The 25,671-nt window shown below is 66.2% G+C and carries 26 protein-coding genes; 15 read left to right on the forward strand and 11 right to left on the reverse strand.

The features are described 5' to 3' along the window. The first annotated feature begins 164 nt into the window (after window positions 1-164). From pnp to phhA, 11 genes are all read left to right on the forward strand, one after another. Window positions 165-2,480, forward strand: coding sequence for a polyribonucleotide nucleotidyltransferase (gene pnp / locus SALA_RS02725; protein WP_011540855.1), 2,316 nt, complete (start codon window positions 165-167; stop codon window positions 2,478-2,480). A gap of 279 nt (window positions 2,481-2,759) precedes the next feature. Further along, complete coding sequence (locus SALA_RS02730) at window positions 2,760-3,464, forward strand: peptidylprolyl isomerase (RefSeq protein WP_011540856.1); 705 nt, start codon at window positions 2,760-2,762, stop codon at window positions 3,462-3,464. Between the two features lie 86 nt (window positions 3,465-3,550). Then, a complete protein-coding gene (locus tag SALA_RS02735; protein ID WP_011540857.1) occupies window positions 3,551-4,345 on the forward strand; it encodes an outer membrane protein assembly factor BamD in 795 nt (264 codons plus the stop codon). 32 nt (window positions 4,346-4,377) lie between these two features. Next, the gene (gene recN / locus SALA_RS02740; protein WP_011540858.1) at window positions 4,378-6,048 is read left to right on the forward strand and encodes a DNA repair protein RecN; all 1,671 of its coding nucleotides are present in this window, start codon (window positions 4,378-4,380) and stop codon (window positions 6,046-6,048) included. Beyond that, complete coding sequence (locus SALA_RS02745; RefSeq protein WP_011540859.1) at window positions 6,045-6,731, forward strand: GNAT family N-acetyltransferase; 687 nt, start codon at window positions 6,045-6,047, stop codon at window positions 6,729-6,731. Before recN ends, SALA_RS02745 begins: the two co-directional genes overlap by 4 nt. Before the next feature lie 131 nt (window positions 6,732-6,862). Beyond that, complete coding sequence (locus tag SALA_RS16630; protein ID WP_011540860.1) at window positions 6,863-7,177, forward strand: endonuclease domain-containing protein; 315 nt, start codon at window positions 6,863-6,865, stop codon at window positions 7,175-7,177. Window position 7,178: 1 nt separating this feature from the next. Next, window positions 7,179-9,323, forward strand: a complete 2,145-nt coding sequence (ligA, locus tag SALA_RS02755; protein WP_011540861.1) for an NAD-dependent DNA ligase LigA — start codon at window positions 7,179-7,181, stop codon at window positions 9,321-9,323. Between the two features lie 343 nt (window positions 9,324-9,666). Then, window positions 9,667-10,431 carry a molybdate ABC transporter substrate-binding protein gene (gene modA, locus SALA_RS02765; RefSeq protein ID WP_011540862.1) on the forward strand — a complete coding sequence of 255 codons (765 nt, stop codon included), beginning with the start codon at window positions 9,667-9,669 and terminating at the stop codon, window positions 10,429-10,431. Continuing rightward, complete coding sequence (modB, locus tag SALA_RS02770) at window positions 10,431-11,126, forward strand: molybdate ABC transporter permease subunit (protein WP_011540863.1); 696 nt, start codon at window positions 10,431-10,433, stop codon at window positions 11,124-11,126. Before modA ends, modB begins: the two co-directional genes overlap by 1 nt. Next, complete coding sequence (locus tag SALA_RS02775; RefSeq protein ID WP_011540864.1) at window positions 11,116-11,736, forward strand: ATP-binding cassette domain-containing protein; 621 nt, start codon at window positions 11,116-11,118, stop codon at window positions 11,734-11,736. Before modB ends, SALA_RS02775 begins: the two co-directional genes overlap by 11 nt. Before the next feature lie 38 nt (window positions 11,737-11,774). Next, complete coding sequence (phhA, locus tag SALA_RS02780; protein ID WP_011540865.1) at window positions 11,775-12,644, forward strand: phenylalanine 4-monooxygenase; 870 nt, start codon at window positions 11,775-11,777, stop codon at window positions 12,642-12,644. 105 nt (window positions 12,645-12,749) lie between these two features. Here phhA and SALA_RS02785 read toward each other — a convergent pair whose 3' ends face one another. The 4 genes from SALA_RS02785 to SALA_RS02800 form a co-directional block, all read right to left on the reverse strand. Next, the gene (locus SALA_RS02785; protein ID WP_011540866.1) at window positions 12,750-13,721 is read right to left on the reverse strand and encodes a 50S ribosomal protein L11 methyltransferase; all 972 of its coding nucleotides are present in this window, start codon (window positions 13,719-13,721) and stop codon (window positions 12,750-12,752) included. After that, entirely contained in the window at window positions 13,722-14,414 is a 693-nt protein-coding gene (locus SALA_RS02790) for an SDR family NAD(P)-dependent oxidoreductase (protein WP_011540867.1), read from the reverse strand. 147 nt (window positions 14,415-14,561) lie between these two features. Then, window positions 14,562-15,914, reverse strand: a complete 1,353-nt coding sequence (locus tag SALA_RS02795; RefSeq protein WP_011540868.1) for a methyl-accepting chemotaxis protein — start codon at window positions 15,912-15,914, stop codon at window positions 14,562-14,564. A gap of 100 nt (window positions 15,915-16,014) precedes the next feature. Further along, a complete protein-coding gene (locus tag SALA_RS02800) occupies window positions 16,015-16,482 on the reverse strand; it encodes an Lrp/AsnC family transcriptional regulator (protein WP_011540869.1) in 468 nt (155 codons plus the stop codon). 155 nt (window positions 16,483-16,637) lie between these two features. Between SALA_RS02800 and ald the strand changes: the two genes are divergently transcribed. Beyond that, window positions 16,638-17,753 (forward strand): alanine dehydrogenase, encoded by a 1,116-nt coding sequence (gene ald, locus SALA_RS02805; protein WP_011540870.1) that lies wholly within the window; start codon window positions 16,638-16,640, stop codon window positions 17,751-17,753. 21 nt (window positions 17,754-17,774) lie between these two features. Further along, window positions 17,775-18,008, forward strand: a complete 234-nt coding sequence (locus SALA_RS02810) for a hypothetical protein (protein ID WP_011540871.1) — start codon at window positions 17,775-17,777, stop codon at window positions 18,006-18,008. A gap of 78 nt (window positions 18,009-18,086) precedes the next feature. Here the strand turns inward: SALA_RS02810 and SALA_RS02815 are convergent, their stop codons facing one another. Both SALA_RS02815 and SALA_RS02820 read right to left on the reverse strand, forming a co-directional pair. Next, the gene (locus SALA_RS02815; RefSeq protein WP_202795310.1) at window positions 18,087-18,683 is read right to left on the reverse strand and encodes an FMN-dependent NADH-azoreductase; all 597 of its coding nucleotides are present in this window, start codon (window positions 18,681-18,683) and stop codon (window positions 18,087-18,089) included. Between the two features lie 114 nt (window positions 18,684-18,797). Then, window positions 18,798-19,496, reverse strand: a complete 699-nt coding sequence (locus tag SALA_RS02820; protein WP_011540873.1) for a pirin family protein — start codon at window positions 19,494-19,496, stop codon at window positions 18,798-18,800. Window positions 19,497-19,743: 247 nt separating this feature from the next. Here SALA_RS02820 and SALA_RS02825 point away from each other — a divergent pair, with 247 nt between their 5' ends. Further along, window positions 19,744-20,679 (forward strand): LysR family transcriptional regulator, encoded by a 936-nt coding sequence (locus SALA_RS02825; RefSeq protein WP_011540874.1) that lies wholly within the window; start codon window positions 19,744-19,746, stop codon window positions 20,677-20,679. 196 nt (window positions 20,680-20,875) lie between these two features. Further along, window positions 20,876-21,583: a response regulator transcription factor CtrA gene (gene ctrA / locus SALA_RS02830; protein WP_011540875.1), complete on the forward strand. Its 708-nt coding sequence runs from the start codon at window positions 20,876-20,878 to the stop codon at window positions 21,581-21,583. Between the two features lie 393 nt (window positions 21,584-21,976). Here the strand turns inward: ctrA and rplQ are convergent, their stop codons facing one another. The 5 genes from rplQ to SALA_RS02855 form a co-directional block, all read right to left on the reverse strand. After that, window positions 21,977-22,396, reverse strand: a complete 420-nt coding sequence (rplQ, locus tag SALA_RS02835) for a 50S ribosomal protein L17 (RefSeq protein WP_011540876.1) — start codon at window positions 22,394-22,396, stop codon at window positions 21,977-21,979. 254 nt (window positions 22,397-22,650) lie between these two features. Next, window positions 22,651-23,709 carry a DNA-directed RNA polymerase subunit alpha gene (locus SALA_RS02840; RefSeq protein ID WP_011540877.1) on the reverse strand — a complete coding sequence of 353 codons (1,059 nt, stop codon included), beginning with the start codon at window positions 23,707-23,709 and terminating at the stop codon, window positions 22,651-22,653. Between the two features lie 104 nt (window positions 23,710-23,813). Further along, window positions 23,814-24,203: a 30S ribosomal protein S11 gene (rpsK, locus tag SALA_RS02845; RefSeq protein WP_003040416.1), complete on the reverse strand. Its 390-nt coding sequence runs from the start codon at window positions 24,201-24,203 to the stop codon at window positions 23,814-23,816. Between the two features lie 77 nt (window positions 24,204-24,280). Continuing rightward, window positions 24,281-24,649 carry a 30S ribosomal protein S13 gene (gene rpsM / locus SALA_RS02850; protein WP_011540878.1) on the reverse strand — a complete coding sequence of 123 codons (369 nt, stop codon included), beginning with the start codon at window positions 24,647-24,649 and terminating at the stop codon, window positions 24,281-24,283. Window positions 24,650-24,875: 226 nt separating this feature from the next. Continuing rightward, window positions 24,876-25,667: an inositol monophosphatase family protein gene (locus tag SALA_RS02855; RefSeq protein WP_011540879.1), complete on the reverse strand. Its 792-nt coding sequence runs from the start codon at window positions 25,665-25,667 to the stop codon at window positions 24,876-24,878. Window positions 25,668-25,671: the final 4 nt, after the last annotated feature.

Here is a 25,671-nt window from a genome sequence, read left to right on the forward strand (position 1 = left end):
GCCGCTTTCATATTGGTCCCGCGCAAGGCGCTGGACCACAGGGCCGCTCCCGCATCCGGCGGGACCGCCATGGGGCAGACAGACGCCCTGAACCGCCCCGGGCCGGATTGCCCGGACATGAGAGGCCCCGCCCGGCATAGGGCCCGGCGGGCGAAGGAAACCACATGTTTGACGTGAAAAAAGTATCGATCGAGTGGGGCGGCGAAACGCTGACGCTCGAAACGGGCAAGGTTGCCCGCCAGGCCGATGGCGCCGTGATCGCGACGCTGGGCGAAACGGTCGTCCTGTGCGCCGTGACCGCCGCGAAGTCGGTGAAGGACGGGCAGGACTTTTTCCCGCTGACCGTCCATTATCAGGAAAAATACTCGGCCGCGGGCCGCATCCCCGGCGGCTTTTTCAAGCGCGAACGCGGCGCGACCGAAAAGGAAACCTTGGTCAGCCGTCTGATCGACCGTCCGATCCGCCCGCTGTTCCCCGAAGGTTTCTATAATGAAATCAACGCAATCGCCCAGGTGCTGAGCTATGACGGCCACAATGAGCCCGACATCCTCGCTATGGTCGCCGCGTCGGCCGCGCTCACCATTTCGGGCGTGCCCTTCATGGGCCCGATCGGCGCCGCGCGCGTCGGTTATCTGAACGGCGAATATATCCTCAACCCGACCGACGAACAGGTCGCCGAAGGTGACCTCGACCTCGTCGTCGCGGCAACGCACGACGCGGTGATGATGGTCGAATCCGAAGCGAACGAACTGTCGGAAGAGGTCATGCTCGGCGCGGTCCTGTTCGCGCACGACGCGTGCAAGGAGGTCGTCAAGGCGATCATCAAGCTCGCCGAACAGGCCGCGAAGGAACCTTGGGAGATCGCTTCGTCGGACGACGATGCCGCGCTCAAGGACAAGCTCAGGAAGCTGATCGGCAAGGACATTGCCGCCGCCTACAAGCTGACCGACAAGTCGGCGCGCTCGAACGCGCTCAACGAAGCGCGCGCGAAGGCGAAGGAAAGCTTTATCGCCGACGGCCTCGACCCGCAGGCGGTGATGGCGGGCATCAAGATCGTCAAGAAGCTCGAGGCCGAGATCGTCCGCACCGCGATCCTGAAGGAAGGCAAGCGCATCGACGGCCGCACGACGACGCAGATCCGCCCGATCGTCGCCGAAACGCACTTCCTGCCGCGCGCGCACGGCTCGGCGCTGTTCACCCGCGGCGAGACGCAGACGATCGCGACCTGCACGCTTGGCACCAAGGATGCCGAACAGATGATCGACGGCCTCAACGGCCTGTCGTACCAGCATTTCATGCTGCACTATAACTTCCCGCCCTATTCGGTCGGCGAAGTCGGTCGCTTCGGCGCGCCGGGGCGCCGCGAAGTCGGCCACGGCAAGCTCGCCTGGCGGGCGCTGCACCCTGTGCTGCCGTCCAAGGACGAGTTCCCCTATACGATCCGCCTGACCAGCGACATCACCGAATCGAACGGTTCGTCGTCGATGGCGTCGGTGTGCGGCGGCAGCCTTGCGATGATGGACGCCGGCGTGCCGATCAAGCGCCCGGTGTCGGGCATCGCGATGGGCCTGATCCTCGAAGGCAAGGATTATGCGATCCTGTCGGACATCCTCGGCGACGAGGATCATCTCGGCGACATGGATTTCAAGGTCGCGGGCACGTCCGAAGGCATCACCACGATGCAGATGGACATCAAGATCGCGGGCATCACGCGCGAAATCTTCGAAGCCGCGCTGGCGCAGGCCAAGGAAGGCCGCGCGCACATCCTTGGCGAAATGAACAAGGCGCTCGGCGAAGTCCGCACCGAACTCTCGGCGCATGCGCCGCGCATCGAGACGATGCAGATCGACAAGGCGAAGATTCGCGACGTCATCGGCACCGGCGGCAAGGTGATCCGTGAGATCGTCGCGACCACCGGCGCCAAGGTCGACATCGACGACGAGGGCCTGATCAAGATCAGCTCGTCGGATCTCGATCAGATCGAAGCCGCGCGCAAGTGGATCGCGGGCATTGTCGAGGAAGCCGAAGTCGGCAAAATCTATGACGGCAAGGTCGTCAACCTCGTCGATTTCGGGGCGTTCGTGAACTTCATGGGCGGCAAGGACGGCCTCGTTCACGTGTCAGAAATCAGGAACGAGCGTGTCGAAAAGGTCGCCGACGTCCTGTCCGAAGGGCAGGACGTCAAGGTCAAGGTGCTCGAGATCGATCCGCGCGGCAAGGTCCGCCTGTCGATGCGCGTCGTCGATCAGGAAACCGGCGCGGAACTCGAAGACACCCGCCCGGCGCGCGAACCGCGCGAGCGTGGCGACCGCGGCGACCGTGGTGATCGCGGTCCCCGCCGCGACGGCGGCGACCGTAATCGCGGCGGCCGCGAACGCGGCCCGCGCCGCGACGGCGGCGGCGACCGCGGCCCCCGCCGCGAACGCAGCGAGGACGGCCCCGAAGATCAGGGCCATGTGCCCGACTTCCTGAAGGACTAAGTCTTTCGATTAGCGAACCGCGAAGGGGCTGCCGAGAGGCGGCCCCTTTTTACTGGGACGGAATAGCGGTTTTTCGACAATAACCGCCTTCGCGGGAGCGGCGGCCTACTTCGCCGACTCGAGGCGCAACGAAGGAGCCGCTTGCGCCGCGCCTTTCGGTGTAGCGGTCAGCCGAACAGCCGGGTCTGCACGGGTTGCGCGCGGCCGGGTCCGGTTGCCGCCCGGCGGCATAGCCGGACATGATGTGAAAGCACTCGCATCGACGGCGCGGTTGCGGTTATGGTCGGCACCATGCTGACGCTTGCCGCCGCCCTGATCCTCGCCATCCAGCCCGCCGCCGTCCCGCCGCAGGCGACGCAATTGCCGCCGCCCGTGCCGCCGGTCCCGGCGCCGGTTACGCCGGTGGTCGAGGCCGATACGCGCCCCTTTGTCGCGCTCACCACCGATCTGGGGACAATCACCGTGCGGATCGAGGACAAGCGCGCGCCGGTGACAGCCGCCAATTTCCTTCGCTATGTCGACACGAAGCGGATGGACGGGTTCCAATTCTATCGTTCGACCCGAAGCTGGGGCCCGGCGAACCAGCTCATCCAGGCCGGCAATCGCGGCGATGCGCGGCGCAATTATCCGCCGATCGCGCACGAACCGACGACCGCCACGGGCCTCACCCATTGCAAGGGGGCGCTGTCGATGGCGCGGCTGAGTCCCGGCGATGCGACGACCGACTTTTTCCTGCTGCTCTCGGACATCAAGGGTTTCGACGCCGATGCGCCGGGCGGCGACGGTGTGGGTTTTGCAGTGTTCGGGGAGGTCGTCGCGGGCGCGGACGTCGCCGCGGCGATTTTCAACGCGCCGATCTCGCCGACCGCGGGCGAGGGGGTGATGGTGGGACAGATCCTCGACCCGCAGGTGACAATCCGCACCGCGCGCCGCGTCCCCGCGCCTGCCGATGCGCCCAAGGGCTGCGTGGTCAAGGCACAATAGCTTTCTCTTGCAAGGCAAGGCCGAAACCCGACCGGGCGTGCCATCATTTATTTTGCGTTCATCCGCGCTGTGGCTATACCGCGCGCATGACTCGTTTTGCACCCTCGCGCGCCGCTGTGCGCCTGCTCGCCGCCGCATTCGTGATCACGCCCATGCTGGCGGCCTGCGCCGGTGGCGGCGGGGTCAAGCAGGATACGCGCTATGTCGCGCGCGACGTCAACACGCTCTACCGCGCCGCGCAGGAACGGCTCGACCGCGGGCAATACGGCATTGCCGCCGCGCTGTTCGACGAGGTCGAGCGTCAGCATCCCTATTCGCCCTGGGCGCGCCGCGCACAGCTGATGAGCTCGTTCAGCTATTATATGGACCGCGAATATACGCCGGCGATCGAGGCCGCGCAGCGCTTCCTCGCGATCCATCCGGGCAACAAGGACGCACCCTATGCCTATTATCTGATCGCGCTCAGCTATTATGAGCAGATCAGCGACGTGACGCGCGACCAGCGGATCACGCAGCAGGCGCAGGCCGCGCTTGGCGAAATCGTGCGCCGCTATCCCGACAGCCGCTATGCCGCCGACGCGCGGCTCAAACTCGACCTGGTACAGGACCATCTGGCGGGCAAGGAGATGGAGATCGGGCGCTTTTATCAGCGCAGCTCGAACTGGCTCGCCGCGTCGATCCGTTTCCGCGAGGTGGTCGACAAATATCAGACCACCAGCCACGCGCCCGAGGCGCTGTACCGCCTGACCGAATCCTATCTCGCGCTCGGTATTCCGGAAGAAGCCAAAAAGTCCGCGGCGGTGCTCGGCGCCAACTATCCCGGCAATGAATGGTATGAGCGTGCGTACAAACTGATGCAGAAGCACGCACCGAGCGCATAGATTCTGCCTTTGTTCTGCGGTAAGGACGGCGCGTGCTGACCGCATTGTCCATCGCCAACATCGTTCTGATCGAGCGGCTCGACCTCGATTTCGAGGCCGGGCTGGGCGTGTTGACCGGCGAGACGGGGGCCGGCAAGTCGATCCTGCTCGACGCACTGGGCCTTGCGCTCGGCGCGCGTGCCGACAGCGCGCTGGTGCGGCAGGGCACCGACCGGGCGCAGGTCACCGCCAGCTTTGCGCCGCCCGCCGCGGGCAGTCCGCTTGCGACGCTGCTTGCCGACAATGACATCACGCAGGGCGTCGGCGAGCCGTTGATCATTCGCCGCACATTGAAGGCCGATGGTGGTAGTCGTGCCTTTTTGAACGACCAGCCCTGCTCGGCGGCGCTGCTGCGCGAGGTCGGCGGACATCTCGTTGAAATCCACGGCCAGCACGACGACCGCGGGCTGCTCGCGCCCGCGGGGCACCGCGCGCTGCTCGACGCCTATGCGCGCGCCGACACCGCCGCGGTCGCCGCGGCCCACGCGGCATGGCGCGCCGCCGAGGCGAAGCTCGCTGCCGCGCGCGCCGCCATCGCCGAAGCCGAGCGCGACCGCGAGTGGCTCGAACATTGCGTCGCCGAACTCCAGGCGCTCGCGCCTCAGCCCGGCGAAGAGGCCGAACTCGCCGAAGCGCGCGCCGCGATGCAAAAGGGCGAGCGGCTTGCGGGCGATCTGGGCGCGATCCTTGAGGTCTTCGACGGCAGCGACGGCGGCCCCGCGCTGCTGCGCGGCGCGGCGCGGCGGCTCGACCGGCTCGCGGGCGATCATGCGCTGCTCGCCGAGGCGCTCGCGGCGCTCGACCGCGCGATCATCGAGGCCGACGAGGCGGAGACGAAGCTGCACGAAGCCGCCCGCGCGATGGAATATGACCCCGAACGGCTCGACGCGACCGAGACGCGCCTGTTCGAACTGCGCGCGATGGCGCGCAAGCACGCCTGCCAGCCCGACGAGCTTGCCGACCTCACGGGCACGCTCGCCGCGCGGCTCGACGCGATCGAGGGCGGCAGCGCGGGACTCGCGCGGCTCGAGGCCGCGGTTGCCGAAAGTGCCGCCGCCTATACCCGCGCCGCGACTGTGCTGTCCGATCAGCGCGCGAAGGCGGCGGCGCGGCTCGACGCGGCGGTGGCGGACGAGTTGGCGCCCTTGAAACTCGACGCCGCGCGCTTCCGGACGCTTGTCGAGCGGCTTCCCGCCGACCGCTGGGGGCCAGGGGGCATCGACCGCGTCGAGTTCCTGATCGCGACAAATCCCGGCGCGCCTTTTGCCCCGCTGGCGAAGATTGCGAGCGGCGGCGAATTGTCGCGCTTCATCCTTGCGCTCAAGGTCGCGCTCGCCGAAGAGGGCGGCGCCGACACGATCATCTTCGACGAAATCGACCGCGGCGTCGGCGGCGCCGTCGCAAGCGCGATCGGCGAGCGGCTGGCAAGACTCGCCGGTGCGGGCAAGCAATTGCTGGCGGTGACGCACAGTCCGCAGGTCGCGGCCAAGGGCGCCTTCCATTTCGTCATCGCCAAGTCGAGCGAGGGGACCGTCACGCGCACCAGCGTCCACACCCTCGACGACGCCGGCCGCCGCGAAGAAATCGCCCGGATGCTGTCGGGTGCCGAAGTGACCGAGGAAGCAAGGGCACAGGCCGAGCGGCTGTTGGAGGTGGCGGCGTGACCGTCCTTCATCCCCTCGACCGCCCCATCTGGTCGATGCTCACCGGGCGGCAGGCGCATCTGGCGGAGGGCGACGCGCGGGCGCTCAGGATCGATCGCGGTTATGGCGTGTTCGGGGTGGCCGCCGACACCGGCGCTGCGGCGCAGGCGGCGCTGGCCGCGCTGGTGCCCGATGACGGCGAGCTCTGGATCGTCGAGGGCGATCCCTGGCCCGTACCGCCGGGCGTGCGCGAGGTGAGGCGCGCGGTGCTGGCGCAGATGGTTGCCGACGGACCGCCGCCCGCGCCGCGCGACGGCGAACCGCCGATCGTCGCTTTGCACGATTCGGATGCACCCGAAATGGCGGCGCTTGCCGACCATGCGAAACCCGGGCCGTGGGGACCGGCGACGCACCGCTACGGTCCCTTTTTCGGCGTTCGCGAGGATGGCCGCCTGCTCGCGATGGCGGGGCAAAGGATGTTGATGCCCGGGATGGCCGAGGTCAGTGGCGTCGCGACCTGGGCCGATTGTCGCGGCCGCGGGCTGGCGCGCGCGCTGATCGGCCATGTCATGCGCGCGATGGTGGCGCGCGGCGAAACGCCGTTCCTGCACAGCTATGCCGACAATGCGGGCGCGATTGCGCTGTATGAATCCCTGGGCTTTCGGATTCGACGCGAAGTGCATGTGCTGGTGATCGCGCGGTGATTACGTCTTGAAGTCCCTCCCCTTCAGGGGAGGGGTTGGGGTGGGGTTATGCGTCGTACGAAACGTAGCCATGTCATGTTGAGCTACGCTCACAAGATGCGCCGCCAACCCGCGGAGGCGGAAAAGCGGCTGTGGCGCCATCTTTCGATGCCAGATTGGGCGGGCATAAATTTCGCCGACAGGCAATCCTTGGCCCCTGTATCGCCGATTTCTGTTGCCCTCAGAAAGGGCTGGCGGTGGAGGTGGATGGCGATACGCATATTCTTGAGACCGATGCTACAAGAGATGAAGCGCTGCGAAACCAAGGTATCGAGGTCGTTGGGATCAGGAACGAGGATGTGCTGACGAATATGGATGGCGTGCTGCGATATTTGTTGATCGAACTCGACCGCCGTGCGGATCGATGGCCCCACCCCAACCGCTCCCCTGAAGGGGAGGGGCTTTAAGATGAAGGACGTCGGATCGCTGACCGAAGCCGAGGCCGCGAACGAGTTGATGCGGCTGGCGAAACAGATCGCGCATCACAACAAGCTCTATCATGCCGAGGACAGCCCGGAGATTTCGGACGCCGACTATGACGCGCTGGTCCGCCGCAATACGGCGATCGAGGAGGCTTTTCCGCATCTGATCCGTGCCGATAGCCCCAACCGGCTGGTCGGCGCCGCGGTCGAGGCGTCGCCGCTGGCGAAGGTGACACACGCGCAGCGGATGATGAGCCTCGACAACGCCTTTGCCGCCGAGGATGTCGAGGAGTTCGCAGCGCGCGTGCGGCGCTTTCTCAATCTGGACGAAGGCGAGCCGCTCGCGTTCACCGCGGAGGACAAGATCGACGGCCTGTCCTGTTCGCTGCGGTATGAAAAGGGCGTGCTGGTGCAGGCTGCGACGCGCGGCGACGGGACGGTGGGCGAGGATGTCACGCCGAACGTGCGGACGATTGCCGACATTCCGCAGAATCTGAAAGGCGACATTCCCGACATCTTCGAGATTCGCGGCGAAGTCTATATGGCGAAGGCCGATTTTGCGGCGCTCAACGCGCGGCTGCTCGCCGAAGCCGACGATCCCGACAAGGCGCGCCAGTTCGCCAATCCGCGCAACGCCGCCGCGGGGTCGCTGCGCCAGAAAGACGCAAGCGTCACCGCGTCGCGCCCGCTGCGTTTCCTCGCGCATGGCTGGGGTGAGGTCAGCGCGCTGCCTGCCGACACCCAATATGCGGTGATGAAGGCGATCGAAAGCTGGGGGGTGCCGGTGTCGCCGCTGCTGAAGCGCTGCGACGGGGTTGCCGACCTGCTGGACCATTACCGGATGATCGAGGCCGAGCGGGCCGAACTGCCCTATGACATCGACGGCGTCGTCTACAAGGTCGACCGGCTCGACTGGCAGGCGCGGCTGGGCTTCGTCGCCAGGGCGCCGCGCTGGGCGATTGCGCATAAGTTTCCGGCCGAACGCGCGCAGACGACGCTGGAGGCCATCGACATCCAGGTCGGACGCACGGGGAAGCTGACGCCGGTGGGGCGGCTCACCCCCGTCACCGTCGGCGGCGTCGTCGTGTCGAACGTGACGCTCCACAACCGCGACGAGATCGCGCGCCTCGGCGTGCGTCCGGGCGATCGCATCATTGTCCAGCGCGCGGGCGACGTGATCCCGCAAGTGGTCGAAAATCTGACCCGCGACGAGCCGCGCGAGCCATATGTCTTTCCCGATCATTGCCCGGTGTGCGGCAGCGAGGCGGTCGCCGAAGATGGCGAGGTCGATGTGCGCTGCACCGGCGGGCTGATTTGCAACGCGCAGAAGTTCGAGCGGCTTCGCCATTTCGTCAGCCGCGGCGCGCTCGACATCGAGGGGCTGGGCGAAAAGAGTATCGCCGAGTTTCTGGAGCTTGGCTGGCTCGAAAAGGGGCCGGCCGACATTTTTCGCCTGAAAAGCCACCGCGAAGAGCTGCTCGCGCGCGAGGGGTGGAAGGAAAGGTCGGTCGACAATCTGCTTGCCGCGATCGAGGCGAAGCGGCAACCCGACGCGGCGCGCCTGCTTTTCGGGCTTGGCATCCGCCATGTCGGCGCGGTGACCGCCCGCGACCTGCTGAAGGGCATTGGCGACATCGCGCGGCTGCCCGGAAAAGCCGCTGAACTCAGGGCATGGGTCGAAGCCAATCCGCGCATCGAGGGCGAATCCGAAGGCAAATATGCGGCGCGGCGACTGGAAGCGATCAAGGCGATCCTCGACGTGCGTGCCGACGGCATCGGCCCCGCGGTTGCAGAGGCTCTGGGCGATTTTTTCCACGAACCGCACAATCGCGTACTGTGGGACGATTTGCTTAGCGAGGTGTCGCCGCCGCCCTATGTCGTCGAAACGCGCGACAGCGAAGTGTCGGGCAAGACCGTCGTATTCACAGGCAAGCTCGAAACGATGAGCCGCGACGAGGCGAAGGCGCAGGCCGAAGCGCTCGGCGCGAAAGCCGCGGGCAGCGTCAGCGCCAAGACCGACCTGGTCGTCGCCGGCCCCGGCGCGGGGTCGAAACTCAAACAGGCTGCATCGCTCGGCATCCGCGTCATCGACGAAGCCGAATGGGCGGCGATCGTCGCGGCGGCGGGCTAAACACCTAGAGCGCGGCGTGCTGCTCCTGTTGCCGGCGCAGCCGGCGCTCGCGGCGCGGATGCTCGTGGCGCCGGGCTGGATGATCGAAAGCGACGCATCGAGGTCGATCACGGTGCGCATCTGTTCGGACCCTGCCAACCCCGCCGCGACGAGGAGGATTCCGATTGAGAGGGTCGGCGTACACGACAGCGCTGCGGACCCACGGCATGGCCGAGTCTGCGCGGCTCGATGCCAGTTTTCCGGTGAGGATATTTCCATGACAAAATAGCCGGCACACGCCGCTCTGCGCGGCGTGCCGGCTGAGCGTTGCGGCAAGAGGCCCGGCGCGCCTATAGTCGACAGCATGGCTTTTGTCCTTCGCCTGCTTCTCGCGCTCGCCGGGCTGTTGCTGACGCCTGCCGGTGCGGCGGCGGCGCGGGGGCCGGTCGTGCTCGCGGCGGCGAGCCTGCAGGAATCGCTCACCGAAGCGGCGAACGTCTGGGCGGCGCGGGGGCATCCGAAACCCCTGCTGTCCTTCGCCGCCTCGTCGGCGCTCGCGCGGCAGGTCATTGCCGGGGCGCCCGCCGACATCTTCCTCTCGGCCGACGAACCGTGGATGGATGCGGTCGCGAAGGCGGGCAGGCTCCGCGCGGGGACGCGAGTCAGGTTGGTCGGCAATCGCCTCGTGCTGATCGCACCCGCCGCGAGCAAGGTCCGGCTGACCCCGGCGCACGGCTTTCCACTCGCCCGAGCGCTCGGTTCCGGCCGTCTCGCCATCGCCGACCCCGATGCGGTGCCTGCGGGCCGCTATGCGAGGGCAGCGCTGGCGCATCTCGGCGTGTGGGGCAGCGTCGCGGGCAGGCTCGCGCCCGCCGAAAATGTCCGCGCCACGCTGGCACTCGTCGAGCGCGGTGCCGCGCCGCTCGGCATCGTCTATGCGACCGACGCGCACGCGTCGAAAGCGGTGCGGATCGTCGGCAGCTTTCCCGCCGCGAGCCACCCGCCGATCCGCTATCCGCTGGCGGTGCTGAAAACATCGCGGCACCGCGACGCCGCGGCCTTTCGTGCCTTCCTCTTGTCCAGCCAAGGCCGCGCGATATTTGCGCGCCACGGTTTTTCGGCGCCGTGATGCTGACCGCCGAGGAATGGGGGATCGTCGCATTGTCGCTCAAGGTCGGCGGGCTCGCGGTGCTCGCGACGCTGCCGCTTGCCTTCGTTGTCGCGTGGACGCTCGCGCGCTATCGTTTCCCCGGCCGGATGCTCGTCGATGCGCTCGTCCATCTGCCGCTGGTGTTGCCGCCGGTCGTCACCGGCTGGCTGCTGCTCATCGCTTTCGGGCCGCTGGGGCCGGTCGGTGGCTGGCTCGAACGCTGGTTTGGCCTTGCCCTGATGTTCCGCTGGACCGGCGCGGCGCTCGCGGCGGCGATCATGGCGCTGCCGCTGATGGTGCGCGCGATGCGGCTGTCTATCGAGGGGATCGACCGGCGGCTGGAGGGCGCGGCGCGGACGCTCGGGGCTGGGCGCTGGCACGCCTTTCGCACGATCAGCCTGCCGCTCGCGCTTCCGGGCATCCTCGCCGCGCTGGTGCTCGGCTTCGCGCGCTCGATCGGCGAGTTTGGCGCGACGATCACCTTTGTCTCGAACATTCCGGGCGAAACGCGCACGCTGCCGCTCGCCATCTATTCGGCGTTGCAGGTGCCGGACGGCGAAGCGACGGTGACGCGGCTCGCGCTTTTGTCGGTTGCCCTGTCGCTCGGTGCGCTGCTCGCCTCCGAATGGCTGGTGCGGCGCAGCCATGTCGGACGGCGCGCGCATGACGATTGAGATCGACGTCGAAAAACGACGTGGCGACCGCGTCATCGCCGCGCGCTTCTCAGCGGGGCCGGGGCTGACCGCGCTGTTCGGCCCGTCGGGTGTGGGCAAGACGAGCATATTCGACATGGTCGCCGGGCTGCTGCGCCCTGATCGCGGGCATATCCGCATCGGCGACCGTATTTTATTCGATGCCGAGACCGATCTGCCGCCCGAAGCGCGCCGCATCGGTTATGTCTTTCAGGACGGGCGACTGTTCCCGCACAGGCGGGTGCGCGCGAATCTTCTCTACGGCCACGCGCTTGCGCCGCAGGCGAACCGCTGGATGACGCTCGAAGAGGCGGCCGGCTTCCTCGGCATCGGCCATCTTTTCGACCGCTGGCCGCAAAGCCTGTCGGGCGGGGAGGCGCAGCGCGTCGCGATCGGTCGCGCGCTGCTCGCCGGTCCCGACATATTGCTGATGGACGAACCGCTCTCGTCACTCGACGCGGCGCGGCGCGGCGACATCATGGCGGTGATCGAGCGGATTCGCGACGAGCTTCGGCTCCCCATTCTCTACGTCAGCCACGATCACGCCGAGGTCGACCGGCTCGCAACATCGGTCGTCGCGATCGGCGAATAAGTTTCACATGAAACCATATTTGTGATAGAAGTCTGTCCATGGAAAGCCGGTTTACCCACGTCCACGAAACCCCGCCGCCGGGCGCCGCGGCCGACTGGACGATTTCGCAGAATTGGGACGCCTTCACCGCCGACGAACATGCGATGTGGGACCGGCTGTTCGCGCGCCAGTCGGCGATGTTGCCCGGCCGCGCGGCCGACGCATTTATGCGCGGCATCGACGTGCTCAAGCTGGAAAAGCCGGGCATTCCCGATTACCGCGAGCTCAACGCGCGGCTGATGGCGGCGACGGGGTGGCAGGTTGTCGCGGTGCCGGGACTGGTTCCCGACGACGTGTTTTTCGATCATCTGGCAAACCGGCGCTTTCCCGCGGGCAATTTCATCCGCACACCCGACCAGCTCGATTACCTCCAGGAACCCGACGTCTTTCACGACGTCTTCGGCCATGTCCCGATGCTCGCCGACCCGGTTTTCGCCGATTATATGGTCGCCTATGGCGAGGGCGGACTGCGCAGCCTGAAGTTTGATGCGCTCAAACAGCTGGCGCGGCTCTATTGGTATACGGTCGAATTCGGGCTGATCCGCGAAGCCGGCGGCCTGCGCATCTATGGCGCCGGGATCGTTTCCTCCTATGCAGAAAGCGTCTTCGCGCTCGACAGCGAGAGCCCGAACCGCCTCGGCTTCGACCTCGCGCGCGTCATGCGCACCGATTACCGGATCGACGATTTCCAGCAGAATTATTTTGTCATCGACAGTCTGGAACAGTTGCTCGACATAACCGTGAATACCGATTTCGCGCCGCTCTATGCCGCGAACGCCGCACTGCCGCCGATCCCCATTGCCGACATATTGCCGGACGACAAGGTGATCACGCGCGGCACCCAGGAATATGCCGCTGCGAAGGCCTGATACCGAAACGTCATTGCGAGCGTAGCGAAGCAATCGCCAGCTGTCGGAGAGGCCGTCGATAGCGGGAGATTGCTTGCTCGCTTCGCTCCTCGCAATGACGCTTTGTCACCAGTTCCCGAAACTCGCGTCCGCCGGGTCCGAACGGTGAAAGGCGCGCTCCTTGCGGCGCCAGCCATAGCGCCGCCGCTTCACCAATAGCAGGCACGGCCAGTCCGCGCTGCCGCCGCGTCCTGCCAGACGGAACCCCTGCGCACGATAGGCAGCCAGCACCGGCTCCATCTGCCGCGCGATCAGTCCGGCCAGGATCGCATGGCCGCCGGGCGCCGTTGCGGCGGCGATGTCGGGAGCAAGGGTGATGAGCGGCCCCGCAAGAATGTTGGCGATGACCAGATCATAGGGCGCACGGCGGCGGATCGCCGGATGGTCGGTCCCCGGCGCGACCGCCAAGGCCAACCGCCCACCGCCGCGCCCCAGCGGCACGCCGTTGACCGCGGCATTGTCGCGGGTGACAAAGATGCTCGCGGGGTCGATGTCCGACGCGATTACCCGCGCCCTCGGCCACAGCGCCATCGCCGCAAAGGCGAGCAGGCCGGTGCCGGTGCCGATGTCCGCTATGTTGCGTGGAGTTCCACCGCGCCGGGCGAGCCGGTCGAGCATGGCAAGACAGCCCGCCGTTGTGTCGTGCCCGCCAGTCCCGAAAGCCTGGCTCGCGTCGATCAGGAAGGGTGTGGTGCCGGGCGGCAAGCGGCCCGAATAGCTGCTGGTATGAACAAAGAAACGGCCCGCCCGGACGGGTTCGAGTCCCTGCTGACTGAGCGTTACCCAATCCTCGTCGGGCAGCCGCTCGACGATCGGCATTTCGTCCCTGGCGCTCGGGACGAGCGAGCGGAGCAGGTCCAGCAGGGCCGCGTCGGGTTTGTCATCCAGATAGGCGTCGAGCTGCCACAGCCCCGTATCCTCGTCGATCTCGCGCGTCACCACCACCGGGGGCGCGTCCAGCGCATCAAGCGCGGGAATCTCGCCCGACAGCGCCTCGGCCTCGGCGCGCGTACAGGGAAAGGAGACGATCCAGCTCATTCAGCGGACATAGCTGGCGCCGTTGATGTCGAGTATCGCGCCGGTCATCGACGCGGGCGCCTGCATCGCGCACCAGCGCGCCATTTCGCCGACCTCGTCCGGCATCGCGACACGGCCCAGCGGAATGTCGGCGAGCAATTTCTCGCCGCCGCGGCTTTCCAGATATTCGTCGGCCATGCCCGTCATCGTGAAGCCGGGGCAGATGGCAAAGGCGAGGATACCATCCCTGGCATAAGCGCGCGCGATCGTCTTGGTCATCGCGACCATGCCCGCTTTCGACGCCGCATAATGCCAGTGCACGGGGCTGTCGCCGCGATAGGCGGCGCGGCTCGCGATATTGACGATGCGGCCGCCCGATTGGCGCGCCTGCCAGTGCAACACCGCGCGGCGGCACAGCTGCGCGCTCGCGGTCAGATTTATCTGCATCGTGCGGTTCCAGTTCGCGAGCCATTCGGCATCGGTCGCGTCGAGGGGGTTCGCCTCGAACACCCCGGCGTTGTTGACGAGTATGTCGATACGGCCATCCAGTTGGTCGAGGCTCGTGTGCCACAGCCGGTCGGGGGTTGCCGGGTCGCCGAGGTCGCCGTCGGCGCTCGACAGGGCGACGATCTTCGTTGCGGTGGAGGTCAGCGCTTCGGCGATCGCCGCGCCGATGCCGCGGCTCGCGCCGGTGATCAGGATATGGGTTGGCATGACGCGGCTTTAGGCAGCGGGGCTGGGCTTGCCAAGCGGGCGCATCCGCAAACTCGTCATCCCGGCGAAGGCCGGGATCTCGCCGGTGCGTGAGAGGGCGAGGGTGAGATCCCGGCCTTCGCCGGGATGACGATGAAATAAGTGAGCTTACGCCACCCGGCTGCTGAACTCGCTCGCGGCCTGTTCCAGTTGCTGGAGTCGTCCGCCCATCTTGGCGAACTCCTGGCTCAGCACGCTGATCTCGGTCGCGACCATCCCCGAGTCGTTACGGATGCTCGCGATCGTCGACGACATCGAGTCGGCGGCGAGTGCCGTTTCGTCGACAGCGGCGGTGATCGACGTGACCGTCTGCGCCTGCGCATCCATCGCCTCGCGGATGCGCTGCGCCGAACGCTGGACGTCGACGATCGTTTGCTGGATCGATTGATTCGCGCTCACCGATCCGCGCGTGGCCTGCTGGATCGCGGCGATCTTGCCGGCGATGTCGTCGGTGGCGCGCGCGGTTTCGTTGGCCAGGCTCTTCACCTCCTGCGCGACGACGGCAAAGCCGCGGCCCGATTCGCCCGCGCGCGCCGCCTCGATCGTGGCGTTGAGCGCGAGCAGGTTGGTCTGTCCCGCAATTTCGCGGATCAGGCCCAGGATCGATTCGATCGATTCGGCGTGATGCGACAAGGCTTCCGACATGGCGACCGCTTCGCCCGCCTGTTCGGACGCGCGCGTCGCCACGCTGGCCGAAGCTTCGACTTCGCTGCGCGCATCCTCGATCGCGCGGATCAGGCCCGCGGCGGTGGAGGCGGCTTCGCGCATCGCCATCGCCGATTGTTCGGACGCCGCGGCGACTTCGCTGGTCTTGGCGATCATGCCTTTCGCGGCCTGGTCGGCCGAGGCGGCCTGCCTGGCAAGCCGCTCGCGTACGCCCTCGGTATCCTGCACCAGCGATGCGATCGAGCGGTCGAAATCGCGTGCCAGCGTCTGTCGTTCGCTGGAAATCACCGCGCGATCGAGCTTGCTCGCATAGCGCTGCATGATGTCGAACTCGAGCAGCGCGAGCCGGTTGATCGCGCTCGTCAGCCGTGCCAGCCGCTCCGCATCGCCGATACATGCTTCGACGACATATTCGATTGTCAGCCGCTGGCTTTCGGCGATGCACGACATGACCGATGCGAGCGGCATTTTGACGCGCCGCGCCATATGCGTGTTCTGGCAGGCGATCGTCGCGGCTTCCTGTCCGGCGGCGTCGGCATATTTGACCGACGCGTGGCGCGCACTGCCGCGGACATAGCTGTCGTAAAGCTCGCCTTCGACGCGGCGATCCATGTTCGGCAGCGCGTTGAAGGCATCCCAATAGGCGCGCGCGACGGCCTCTTCGCGGCCCGCGATGATCGCGTGGATTTCCGCGGCGTTGGCCGCCAGCCGTCCGTCGAGATCATAATAAGGAAAGCGTTCCGACATCAAAATCGGATCGATCTGTTGCTTGTGAATCGGATTGTCCTTCACCATGATCCCATCCCTGGTCGATCCAAAGCCGCGCGGGTCTTCGCCCCCTTGCGTCCCACGAAACTGGTGAACGGGATATGCGGCAAGACTGGTAAATTGACCGTTAACCGGCGGCGGACACCGGATAACCCTCGAACGCCTTGATCGTGCGCAGCGCAAAGGCGCTGTGCATCGCGGCGACACCGGGCAGGCGCGACAGGCAATGGCGGTGCAGCCGGTCGAAATCGGCGACGCTGCGCGCCGCGACGCGCAGCCGGTAGTCGGAGGCGCCCGACAAGAGCTGGCATTCCAAAATCTCGTCGAAACTTTTGACCGCGCTCTCGAACGCGGTCAGCGCCTCCTCGCTCTGCGAGGTGAGGCTGATATCGACGAACACGTCGAGCCCCAGCCCGATGCGTTCGGGCGACAGGCGCGCCGCATAGCCGGTGATGATCCCCTGGGCTTCGAGTGCGCGGATGCGGCGATGGCAGGCCGACGGCGACAGCCCGACGATCTCGCCGAGTTCGGCGGCAGGTTTTGGTCCCTCGCGCTGAAGCAGATGGAGCAGCTTTGCATCGATCCGATCAATCATTGTGCGCGAAACCCCGATATGGCGGCAAAATCTTGCACATTTGTGCCGGACCGAAGGATCATATGCAAGCACCTCGCGGCGCTTTGCTGCTATTCTCGTCTGATCGCTCCGCGTGCCGGCCGGGCGCGCTGCGGGCGAGGATATTGGAGAGCAAGATGATCATCGGCACCCCCAAGGAAATCAAGAATCACGAATATCGCGTCGGGCTGACCCCCGAAAGCGCGCGCGAGCTCGTCGTCCACGGACACCGCGTGCTGGTCGAAACCGGCGCGGGTGAGGGGATTGGCGCACACGACCGCTACTATGTCGAAGCGGGCGCCGAGATCGTCCAGAGCGCCGATGATATTTTTGCGGGCGCCGACATGGTCGTGAAGGTCAAGGAGCCGCAGCCGGTCGAGCGCGCGATGCTGCGCGAGGGACAGATCCTCTATACCTATCTTCACCTTGCCCCCGACCCCGACCAGACGCGCGACCTGATGAAGTCGGGCGCGGTGTGCATCGCTTATGAAACGGTCACGAGCCCGCACGGCGGCCTGCCGCTCCTGAAGCCGATGAGCCAGGTTGCGGGGCGCATGTCGATCCAGGCGGGGGCGACCGCGCTTGAAAAGGCGCACGGTGGCCGCGGCGTACTATTGGGCGGCGTCCCCGGCGTCGCGCCGGGCAAGGTGTGCGTGATCGGCGGCGGGGTCGTCGGCTTCAACGCCGCGCAGATGGCGGCGGGGCTCGGCGCCGACGTCACCATCCTCGACCGCGATCCCGAAGTGCTCGAGCGCGTCGGCACCTTTTTCGAAGCGCGGGCGAAGACGCGCTTCTCGAATCGCGCGAACCTTGCCGAATGCGTCGCCGAGGCCGATCTGGTGATCGGCGCCGTGCTGATCCCCGGCGCCGAGGCGCCCAAGCTCGTCAACCGCGAGATGCTCGGCACGATGCGCCCCGGCTCGGTGCTCGTCGACGTCGCGATCGATCAGGGCGGCTGTTTCGAAACCAGCCATGCGACCACCCATGCCGACCCGACCTATGTGATCGACGGCATCGTCCATTATGCGGTCGCGAACATGCCGGGCGCGGTCGCGCGCACCAGCACCTATGCGCTCAACAACGTCACCCTGCCGCACGCGCTGCGCATCGCCGACCTGGGCTGGAAAGAGGCATTGCGCCGCGATCCGCATCTTTTGCAGGGTTTGAACGTATGGAATGGTAAGGTGACGTTCGAAGCCGTAGCGGAAGCGATCGGAACCGATTATGTGCCTGTCGAACAGGCACTCGACTGACGACAAGGACCATGAAGCCAGATGACCGACCAAGCCCCGCCGCCCGCCGACGACGAAGCCCAGGAAAATGAAGTGCTGCGCGCCGCGCGCGAGCTGCAACAGCAGCGCGAGGCGGCCGAAGCCGCCGAGGCCGCTGACAAGGAGGCGGGCAAGTCCAGACGCGGCTGGAAAACCGCGGCGGCGGCGGGGCTCGGTATTGGCTCGGCGGCGGTGATCGCGGCGCTGCTCTACGCCAATCGCGGCAAGATCAAATAGCACCCGGCGCGCCCCGGACCTGAAAACAAGAAAAGGGCGGCCATCATGCCGCCCTTTTCTGTGCGTGGAGCCGATGGATCAGGCCGCCTGTTGCAGCGCCTCGATCGCAGACGTTGCGCGCGCGATTGCCCCGCCGTCCATCATCTGCTGGTCGGCGGCGATGATCGTGACATCGGTGATGCCGACAAAGCCGAGCACATGGCGCAGGTATCCGGTCGCAAAATCATGGTCGCTGCCGACGGGCACACCGCCCGACGCGACGACCAGCCAGGCCTTCTTGCCCTTCAGCAGCCCTTCGGGACCGGCTTCGGTATAGCGGAAGGTGCGGCGGGCGCGGGCGATCAGGTCGACCCACGCCTTCAGCGCCGCGGGGATCGCGAAATTATAGACGGGCACGCCGATGACGATCGTGTCGGCGGCTTCGAGTTCGGCGATCAGCTCGTCGGAGCTGGCGAGCGCGGCCTTCTGCTCGTCGTTGCGCTCGGCCTCGTCGGTGAAATTGGCGCCGACCCAGCTTTCGGTCAGCAGCGCGGGCGGGGTGAGCGCAAGGTCGCGGGTGGTCACCGCCGCACCATAGCCCTGTTCGACAAGGCGGGCGACGAGCTGGTCGGTCAGCTGGCGCGTGGTCGATCCGCTGGTGCGGGCGCTGGCGTCGATACGAAGGATATTGGACATCATCTTACTCCTTGGGTTCAAGCGGGGAGAGGGGGGTGCCGCGAGCCGGGGGGCAACTCGCGGCACCGGGTGGGCCACCGTCAGGGAGGGACGTCGGCGGCCCGGGGGGGGGCGTTACAGGCTGTCGACGAGGACCAGTTCGGCGTCGTCGATCGCTTCGACCTCGATCATCCCGACATCGCGCAGCGCGATGCCGTCGCGGGGATCGGCGTCGTGGCCGTTGACGCGGATGCGACCCTTGGCGGCGACCAGATAGGCGTGGCGTCCGGCTTCGAGGTCATAGGAGACGCTCTCACCGGCGTTCACCGCCGCTGCGGCGACGCGGGCGTTGGCGCGGATCGGCAGCGCGTCGCCATCGCCTTCGATTCCGCTCGCCAGCGTCACGAACTGGCCCGACCTATCGGCCTTGGGAAACTGGCGTGCGCCCCAGCAGGGGTTGCCGCCCGCCTGATCGGGGATGATCCAGATCTGGAACAGCGTCGTCTCCTCATCCTCGAGGTTGAACTCGCTGTGGGTGACGCCCGTGCCCGCGCTCATCACCTGGACGTCTCCCGCTGCGGTGCGGCCGACGTTGCCCATGGAGTCGCGATGGCTGATCGCGCCGGTGCGGACATAGGTGATGATTTCCATGTCGCGGTGCGGATGCGGGGGGAAACCCGCCTGCGCCGCGATGCGATCGTCGTTCCACACGCGCAGCGCGCCCCAGCCCATGCGGTCGGGGTCGTGATAGTTGGCGAAGGAAAAATGATGGCGGGCGTCGAGCCAGCCATGGTCGGCGTGGCCCAGCGTGTCGAACTTGCGAATGTCGATCATGGCCGTGTCCTTTCTCTGCCGCCGCCGGGCCGGGGTGCCCGGCGGCGTTCATCGGTTGAGGACAAAATAGGGATTGGGATCGTTTCTGAAATAGCATAGACGGAAAATCATCGTTTCCATATTGATCGTCATTGCGAGCGAAGCGAAGCAATCTCCAGCTATCGGTCTTGGGCAAGGACGAAAGCTGGAGATTGCCGCGTCGCCTGCGGCTCCTCGCAATGACGAACAGGTGGGTAGGAGATAGTTGATGGCGCTTCCCGATTATGAAGGCTGGGCCTGTTTCGTTGCGGTCGCCGACGGCGGCAGCTTCACCGCGGCGGCTGCCGCGCTCGGTCTGTCGAAGGCGACCGTGTCGAAGGCGGTGACGCGGCTCGAGACGTCGCTTGGCATCACCTTGTTGCACCGAAGTTCGCGCGTTGTCGCGGTGTCGACGGCGGGGGCGGGGCTGCTCGACGAAGCGCGCGCGATGGTCGCCGCGGCGACCGCGGCCACCGAGGCGGCGCGCGGCGACCGGCTCGACCTCGCCGGCCCGATCCGCCTTGCCGCGCCGATGAGCTTCGGGATCAAGGTGCTTGGCCCGGTGCTCGCCGCCTTTCTCGACCGCCATCCCGCAGTCGAGATCGACCTGTTGCTCAGCGACGCGCGCAACGACCCGATCGCCGAGGGCATCGACCTCACGCTGCGCATCGCGCCGCTCGCCGATTCCAGCCTGCTGGCGCGCACGATCGCGCCCGTCGCGGCGTCGCTGATCGCCAGCCCCGCCTATCTCGAAAAGCACGGCACACCCCGGCATCCGCTCGACCTCGCGCGCCATCGCCTCATCGGCTACGGTCATCGCCAGCGCGCGATGCCGCTCCATTTCTCGCGCGAAGGCGAAGAAGCGACGGTGCTGCCGACCGGGCCGCTGTTCGCGAACAATGGCGATGTGATGGTGCCGATGATCGTCGCGGGGAGCGGCATTGCGGTGCTGCCCGATTTCATCGCGGCGGAGGAACTCGCCGCGGGCACCGTGGTTCCGATCCTCACCGACTGGTCGCTGCCGCAGTCGTATCTGCACCTTCTCTCGCCGCCCTCGCGGCTGCGTCCGGCGCGGGTGCGCGCCTTTTCGGATCATCTCGTCGATACGCTGAAAGGCTCGTGCCGTGGCGCCAACGAGCGCTATGCGGCGCTCCGAAAGGGGTGAAGGTCTGCGCCGCGACTGTTGCAAATAGGGCGCGACTCGTGGATTCCTGCGGGTTAAATCAAAATTAACCTTTTCCCTTCATTGCTTTCATGGTTAATGTTCCGGCAGTCCTGCAACGGGGGTTGGTCGGTGACATCCTTGATGATCATGCGATCGGTTCGCGGGATCATCGTGGGAAACAGTCAAGGGGTGCCCAATGCGCGTACTGCTGATCGAGGACGAGCCGACGACCGCGAAAGCGATCGACACGATGCTCACGACCGAGGGCTTCAACGTCTACACCACCGATCTGGGCGAAGAGGGCCTCGATCTGGGTAAGCTCTATGATTACGACATCATCCTGCTCGACCTGAATCTGCCCGACATGCACGGCTATGACGTGCTCAAGAAGCTCCGCACCGCCAAGGTGCAGACGCCGGTGCTGATCCTGTCGGGCATTTCGGAAATGGACAGCAAGGTGCGTTCGTTCGGCTTCGGCGCCGACGATTATGTCACCAAACCCTTCCACCGCGACGAACTGGTCGCCCGCATTCACGCGGTCGTCCGCCGGTCGAAAGGCCACAGCCAGAGCGTTATCAAGACGGGCAAGCTCGCGGTCAATCTGGATACCAAGACGGTCGAAGTCGACAGCATCCGGGTGCATCTGACCGGCAAGGAATATCAGATGCTGGAGCTGCTCAGCCTGCGCAAGGGCACCACGCTTACCAAGGAAATGTTCCTGAACCACCTGTACGGCGGCATGGACGAGCCCGAGCTGAAGATCATCGACGTCTTCATCTGCAAGCTGCGCAAGAAGCTCGCACTGGCGTGCGGCGGCGACAATTATATCGAGACGGTCTGGGGCCGCGGTTATGTCCTTCGCGACATCGACGACGAAGGCAATGAGGTGCGCCGCGTAGCCTGACGCCGCGCGCACCGCACACAAGTTAACCGAGGGAAGCCGGCGCGGAGCAATCCGCGCCGGTTTTCCTTTTGAGCCAATATCATGTCATCGCGCTCTAACGACCGATCGCGGCCTGAAGCGATCCTCCCCCAAGGGGGAGGGGGAGCGAGCGGGAAAGGAACGCGCGGGGCGCGTTGCTTCCCGCGAGGCCGCAGGGTGGTGGAGGGGTACAGGAGGTTGTACGCAGCGCTCGGCACCGCATACCCCTCCACCATGCCTTCGATGGTCCCCCTCCCCGTGCCGGGGAGGAGCGCTTCAGTCCACTCACCACCCCAAAACCGCCGCCTGGCAACGAAAAAAGGGCGGCCGTCCTGCCGGACGCCGCCCTTGATCCTGTGTGTCCGAAAGCGCGTCTTACGCGTCTTCCAGTTCCTCGTCGGTCGTCACCGGGCCCGAATCCTGACCCTTGGCGCCCATGTCGCGGTCGACGAATTCGATGATCGCGATCGGCGCGGCGTCTGACGCGCGGATGCCCGCCTTGATGATGCGTGTATAGCCGCCGTTACGGTCCTTGTAGCGCGCCGCAAGCACGTCGAAAAGCTTGGCAAGCTGCGCTTCGTCCATCAGGCGGCTCATCGCGAGGCGGCGGTTGGCGAGGCCCCCGCGCTTCGCCAGCGTGACGAGTTTTTCGACATAGGGACGCAGTTCCTTCGCCTTGGCGACGGTCGTCGTGATCTGCTCATGCTTGATGAGCGAGGCCGACATGTTGCGGAACATCGCCGTGCGGTGCGCGCTGGTGCGCTGCAGCTTCCGGCCACCCGATTTATGACGCATAATCCATTCCTTCGTTTGTCAGAGGGGCCGTGTGAGGTACCCCAAGCCAGGTCGATTGCGGGTCGACCCATTCCCGTTGACTTCCCTCTCCCGTCGGGAGAGGGTTGCGAAGACTTGGCGGCTTGTCCGCCTGGTCGCAGCTGGGTGAGGGGATCGGCCCTGTCGCGAGAACGCGGAACCCCTCATCCAACTTCGCCTAGCCGACCAGTCGGCAAGGCTGCGTATCCTTCTCCCGACGGGAGAAGGTTTGGTTTTTAACCCAGCAGCTCCTGCTCCAGCTTCTTGGCCATTTCCTCGATATTCTCGGGTGGCCAGCCGGGGATGTCCATGCCCAGACGCAGGCCCATCGACGACAGCACTTCCTTGATTTCGTTCAAGGACTTGCGGCCGAAGTTCGGCGTGCGGAGCATTTCGGCTTCGGTCTTTTGAACGAGGTCACCGATATAGATGATGTTGTCGTTCTTCAGGCAGTTGGCCGAGCGGACCGACAGTTCAAGCTCGTCGACCTTCTTGAGCAGGAAGCGGTTGAGCTGGTTGACGTCGGACTCGTCGCTGGCGGCCGAGGGGGCCGCCATGCCGATCAGGCCGCTGTCGCTCATCGCTTCTTCGAAGTGGACGAAGACCTGGAGCTGATCCTGCAGGATGCGTGCGGCGTAAGCGACAGCATCTTCGGGCGTCACCGTGCCGTCGGTTTCGACGGTCAGGTTCAGCTTGTCATAGTCCAGTTCCTGCCCGATGCGGGCATTGTCGACCTTGTAGGCGACCTGGCGCACCGGCGAATAGAGCGAGTCGACCGGGATCAGGCCGATCGGCGCATCGGCCGGGCGGTTGGCGGTCGCGGGGACATAGCCTTTGCCGGTGTCGGCGACGAGCTCCATGTTGAGCGTCGCGCCTTCGTCGAGATGGCAGATGACATGGTTCGGGTTCATCACCTTGATGTCGCCCGACACCATGATGTCGCCCGCCTTGACCGTCGCCGGGCCCGTCGCCGAAAGCTGGAGCCGCTTCGGCCCTTCGCCCTCCATCTTGAGCGCGATCTGCTTGACGTTCAGGACGATGTCGGTGACGTCTTCGCGCACACCGGCAAGGCTCGAAAACTCGTGCAGCACATTTTCGATCTTGATCGAGGTGATCGCCGCGCCCTGGAGCGACGAGAGCAGCACGCGGCGCAGCGCGTTACCCAGCGTCAGGCCGAAACCGCGCTCGAGCGGTTCGGCAACGAAGGTCGCCTTGCGCTTGCCGTCGCCGCCGGTCTTGATTTCCAGGTTGCTGGGCTTCTTCAATTCCTGCCAGTTCCGGATGTTGACAGTCATGGATTTCCCTTTGCTAGTGGCGGGACGGATGGGGGTCGGCCATCGGTCCAGCGAGGAGGTCTGGTCGGGCGGCGCTCCGGTGTTGGAGCGCGCCCGAAAGCACGTCAGACGCGGCGACGTTTGGCCGGGCGGACGCCATTGTGCGGGATCGGTGTCACGTCGCGGATCGACGTGATGTGAAAACCGACGGCCTGCAGCGCACGCAGCGCCGATTCACGGCCGGCGCCGGGGCCCTTGACTTCGACTTCCAGCGTGCGGACGCCATGTTCGGCGGCCTTCTTGCCCGCGTCTTCGGCGCAGACCTGCGCCGCATAGGGAGTCGATTTGCGGCTGCCCTTGAAGCCCATCATGCCGGCGCTCGACCAGGCAATCGCATTGCCCTGTGCGTCGGTGATGGTGATCATCGTATTGTTGAAGGTCGCGTTGACGTGGGCCACACCCGACGAGATATTCTTGCGTTCGCGCCGACGAAGGCGCTGCGGTTCACGAGCCATGATGAAATCCTAACCTAAATCCGTAAAGCGGGCCGGGGCGCAGCCGCAGAGGGCGGCCACCGGCTCGGAAAACCGGCTTACTTCTTCTTGCCGGCGATCGGCTTGGCCTTGCCCTTGCGGGTGCGCGCATTGGTGTGCGTGCGCTGGCCGCGAACGGGGAGGCCCTTGCGATGGCGCAGGCCGCGATAGCAGGCGAGGTCCATCAGGCGCTTGATGTTCATCGCCGTGTTGCGGCGAAGGTCGCCCTCGACCGTGTGGTCGGCGTCGATCGTTTCGCGGATCTGCAGGACTTCGGCGTCCGACAGGTCCTGCACGCGGCGACCGTGGTCGATGCCCAGCTTGTCGGCGATGTCAACGGCGGTCTTGCGGCCGATGCCGTGGATATAGGTGAGCGCGATGATCACGCGTTTGTTGGTGGGCAGGTTGACGCCCGCGATACGTGCCATTGGTAACTTTCTCCTGCTCCACAGGGCGCGCTGGCAAACGGCCCCATCTCAAAGCGTCTGATTTCCAACGCAAAAAACGGACCACGAACGCGCCGCTGCGCTTCGCCGTCCGGTCAGGCTGTCGGAATGGAAGGGCAACTAGGCTGAGTCGCACCGATTGTCAAGCAAAGCGCGGCGGCTTGGCGGCCGGGGCGCTCTTTTTCATCCGTTTCCGGTGCCGGTCCGGTCAGCCTTCGGCTGTCAGCGCGACCGCGCGGTCGTGCAGGCGCGCGACGACGGCGCGGTGGATGCCGGGCGCGCAGGCGATGACGCCGAACGCCTGTGCGCGTGGGGTGTTGAAGACGAGGGGTTTTCCAAAGGCGTCGCTCACCGCCGCGCCTGCCTCGGTCGCGATCAGGGCGGCGGCGGCGACGTCCCATTCAAAGCCCCAGCGCAGCGTCGCGACCAGGTCGGCGCGGTCGTCGGCGACGAGCGCCATGCGCAGCGCGATGCTGTTCGGCTTCGTCACCATGATGAGGTCGCGGTCGATCCGCGGCAGGCTGTCGGCGGGCACGCGCGCGCCGTCGAAGATCATGCGGCGGCTGGCGCGCAGCGTTTCGCCGTTCAGTGTCGCGCCCTTGCCGCTTTGCGCGACCCATAATTCGTCGAGCGCGGGGGCATAGAGCACGCCCAGTTCGGGCTGGCCGTCGACGATCAGCGCGACCGAAACGCACCAGCCGGGGCGGCCGCGGATGAAATCGCGCGTGCCGTCGATCGGATCGACGCACCACATGGCGCGGCATGCGAGGCGATCCTCATTGTCGGCGGTTTCTTCGGACAACCAGCCGGCCTCGGGCACCATCGCGCCGAGCACGGCCTTCAGCCGGGCATCGACCGCGAGGTCGACGTCACTGACCGGATTGTCGTGCGACTTGTGCCAGACATCGACCGCCTTGCCTTCGCCGCGCCAGCGCGCCATCGCCATGTCGCCGACCTCGCGCGTCGCGGCGATCACCGCTTCGAGGTTGCGGCCGGGCACGACG

The sequence above is a fragment of the Sphingopyxis alaskensis RB2256 genome (assembly GCF_000013985.1).
Lineage (GTDB): Bacteria > Pseudomonadota > Alphaproteobacteria > Sphingomonadales > Sphingomonadaceae > Sphingopyxis > Sphingopyxis alaskensis.

Excerpts from the sequence above, each read along its gene's own strand:
- pnp (WP_011540855.1), top strand. The coding sequence starts at position 165 with ATGTTTGACGTGAAAAAAGTATCGATCGAGTGGGGCGGCGAAACGCTG.
- SALA_RS02730 (WP_011540856.1), top strand. The coding sequence starts at position 2,760 with ATGGTCGGCACCATGCTGACGCTTGCCGCCGCCCTGATCCTCGCCATC.
- SALA_RS02735 (WP_011540857.1), top strand. The coding sequence starts at position 3,551 with ATGACTCGTTTTGCACCCTCGCGCGCCGCTGTGCGCCTGCTCGCCGCC.
- ligA (WP_011540861.1), top strand. The coding sequence starts at position 7,179 with ATGAAGGACGTCGGATCGCTGACCGAAGCCGAGGCCGCGAACGAGTTG.
- modA (WP_011540862.1), top strand. The coding sequence starts at position 9,667 with ATGGCTTTTGTCCTTCGCCTGCTTCTCGCGCTCGCCGGGCTGTTGCTG.
- modB (WP_011540863.1), top strand. The coding sequence starts at position 10,431 with ATGCTGACCGCCGAGGAATGGGGGATCGTCGCATTGTCGCTCAAGGTC.
- SALA_RS02775 (WP_011540864.1), top strand. The coding sequence starts at position 11,116 with ATGACGATTGAGATCGACGTCGAAAAACGACGTGGCGACCGCGTCATC.
- phhA (WP_011540865.1), top strand. The coding sequence starts at position 11,775 with ATGGAAAGCCGGTTTACCCACGTCCACGAAACCCCGCCGCCGGGCGCC.
- SALA_RS02785 (WP_011540866.1), bottom strand. The coding sequence starts at position 13,721 with ATGAGCTGGATCGTCTCCTTTCCCTGTACGCGCGCCGAGGCCGAGGCG.
- SALA_RS02790 (WP_011540867.1), bottom strand. The coding sequence starts at position 14,414 with ATGCCAACCCATATCCTGATCACCGGCGCGAGCCGCGGCATCGGCGCG.
- SALA_RS02795 (WP_011540868.1), bottom strand. The coding sequence starts at position 15,914 with ATGGTGAAGGACAATCCGATTCACAAGCAACAGATCGATCCGATTTTG.
- SALA_RS02800 (WP_011540869.1), bottom strand. The coding sequence starts at position 16,482 with ATGATTGATCGGATCGATGCAAAGCTGCTCCATCTGCTTCAGCGCGAG.
- ald (WP_011540870.1), top strand. The coding sequence starts at position 16,638 with ATGATCATCGGCACCCCCAAGGAAATCAAGAATCACGAATATCGCGTC.
- SALA_RS02810 (WP_011540871.1), top strand. The coding sequence starts at position 17,775 with ATGACCGACCAAGCCCCGCCGCCCGCCGACGACGAAGCCCAGGAAAAT.
- SALA_RS02815 (WP_202795310.1), bottom strand. The coding sequence starts at position 18,683 with ATGTCCAATATCCTTCGTATCGACGCCAGCGCCCGCACCAGCGGATCG.
- SALA_RS02820 (WP_011540873.1), bottom strand. The coding sequence starts at position 19,496 with ATGATCGACATTCGCAAGTTCGACACGCTGGGCCACGCCGACCATGGC.
- SALA_RS02825 (WP_011540874.1), top strand. The coding sequence starts at position 19,744 with ATGGCGCTTCCCGATTATGAAGGCTGGGCCTGTTTCGTTGCGGTCGCC.
- ctrA (WP_011540875.1), top strand. The coding sequence starts at position 20,876 with ATGCGCGTACTGCTGATCGAGGACGAGCCGACGACCGCGAAAGCGATC.
- rplQ (WP_011540876.1), bottom strand. The coding sequence starts at position 22,396 with ATGCGTCATAAATCGGGTGGCCGGAAGCTGCAGCGCACCAGCGCGCAC.
- SALA_RS02840 (WP_011540877.1), bottom strand. The coding sequence starts at position 23,709 with ATGACTGTCAACATCCGGAACTGGCAGGAATTGAAGAAGCCCAGCAAC.
- rpsK (WP_003040416.1), bottom strand. The coding sequence starts at position 24,203 with ATGGCTCGTGAACCGCAGCGCCTTCGTCGGCGCGAACGCAAGAATATC.
- rpsM (WP_011540878.1), bottom strand. The coding sequence starts at position 24,649 with ATGGCACGTATCGCGGGCGTCAACCTGCCCACCAACAAACGCGTGATC.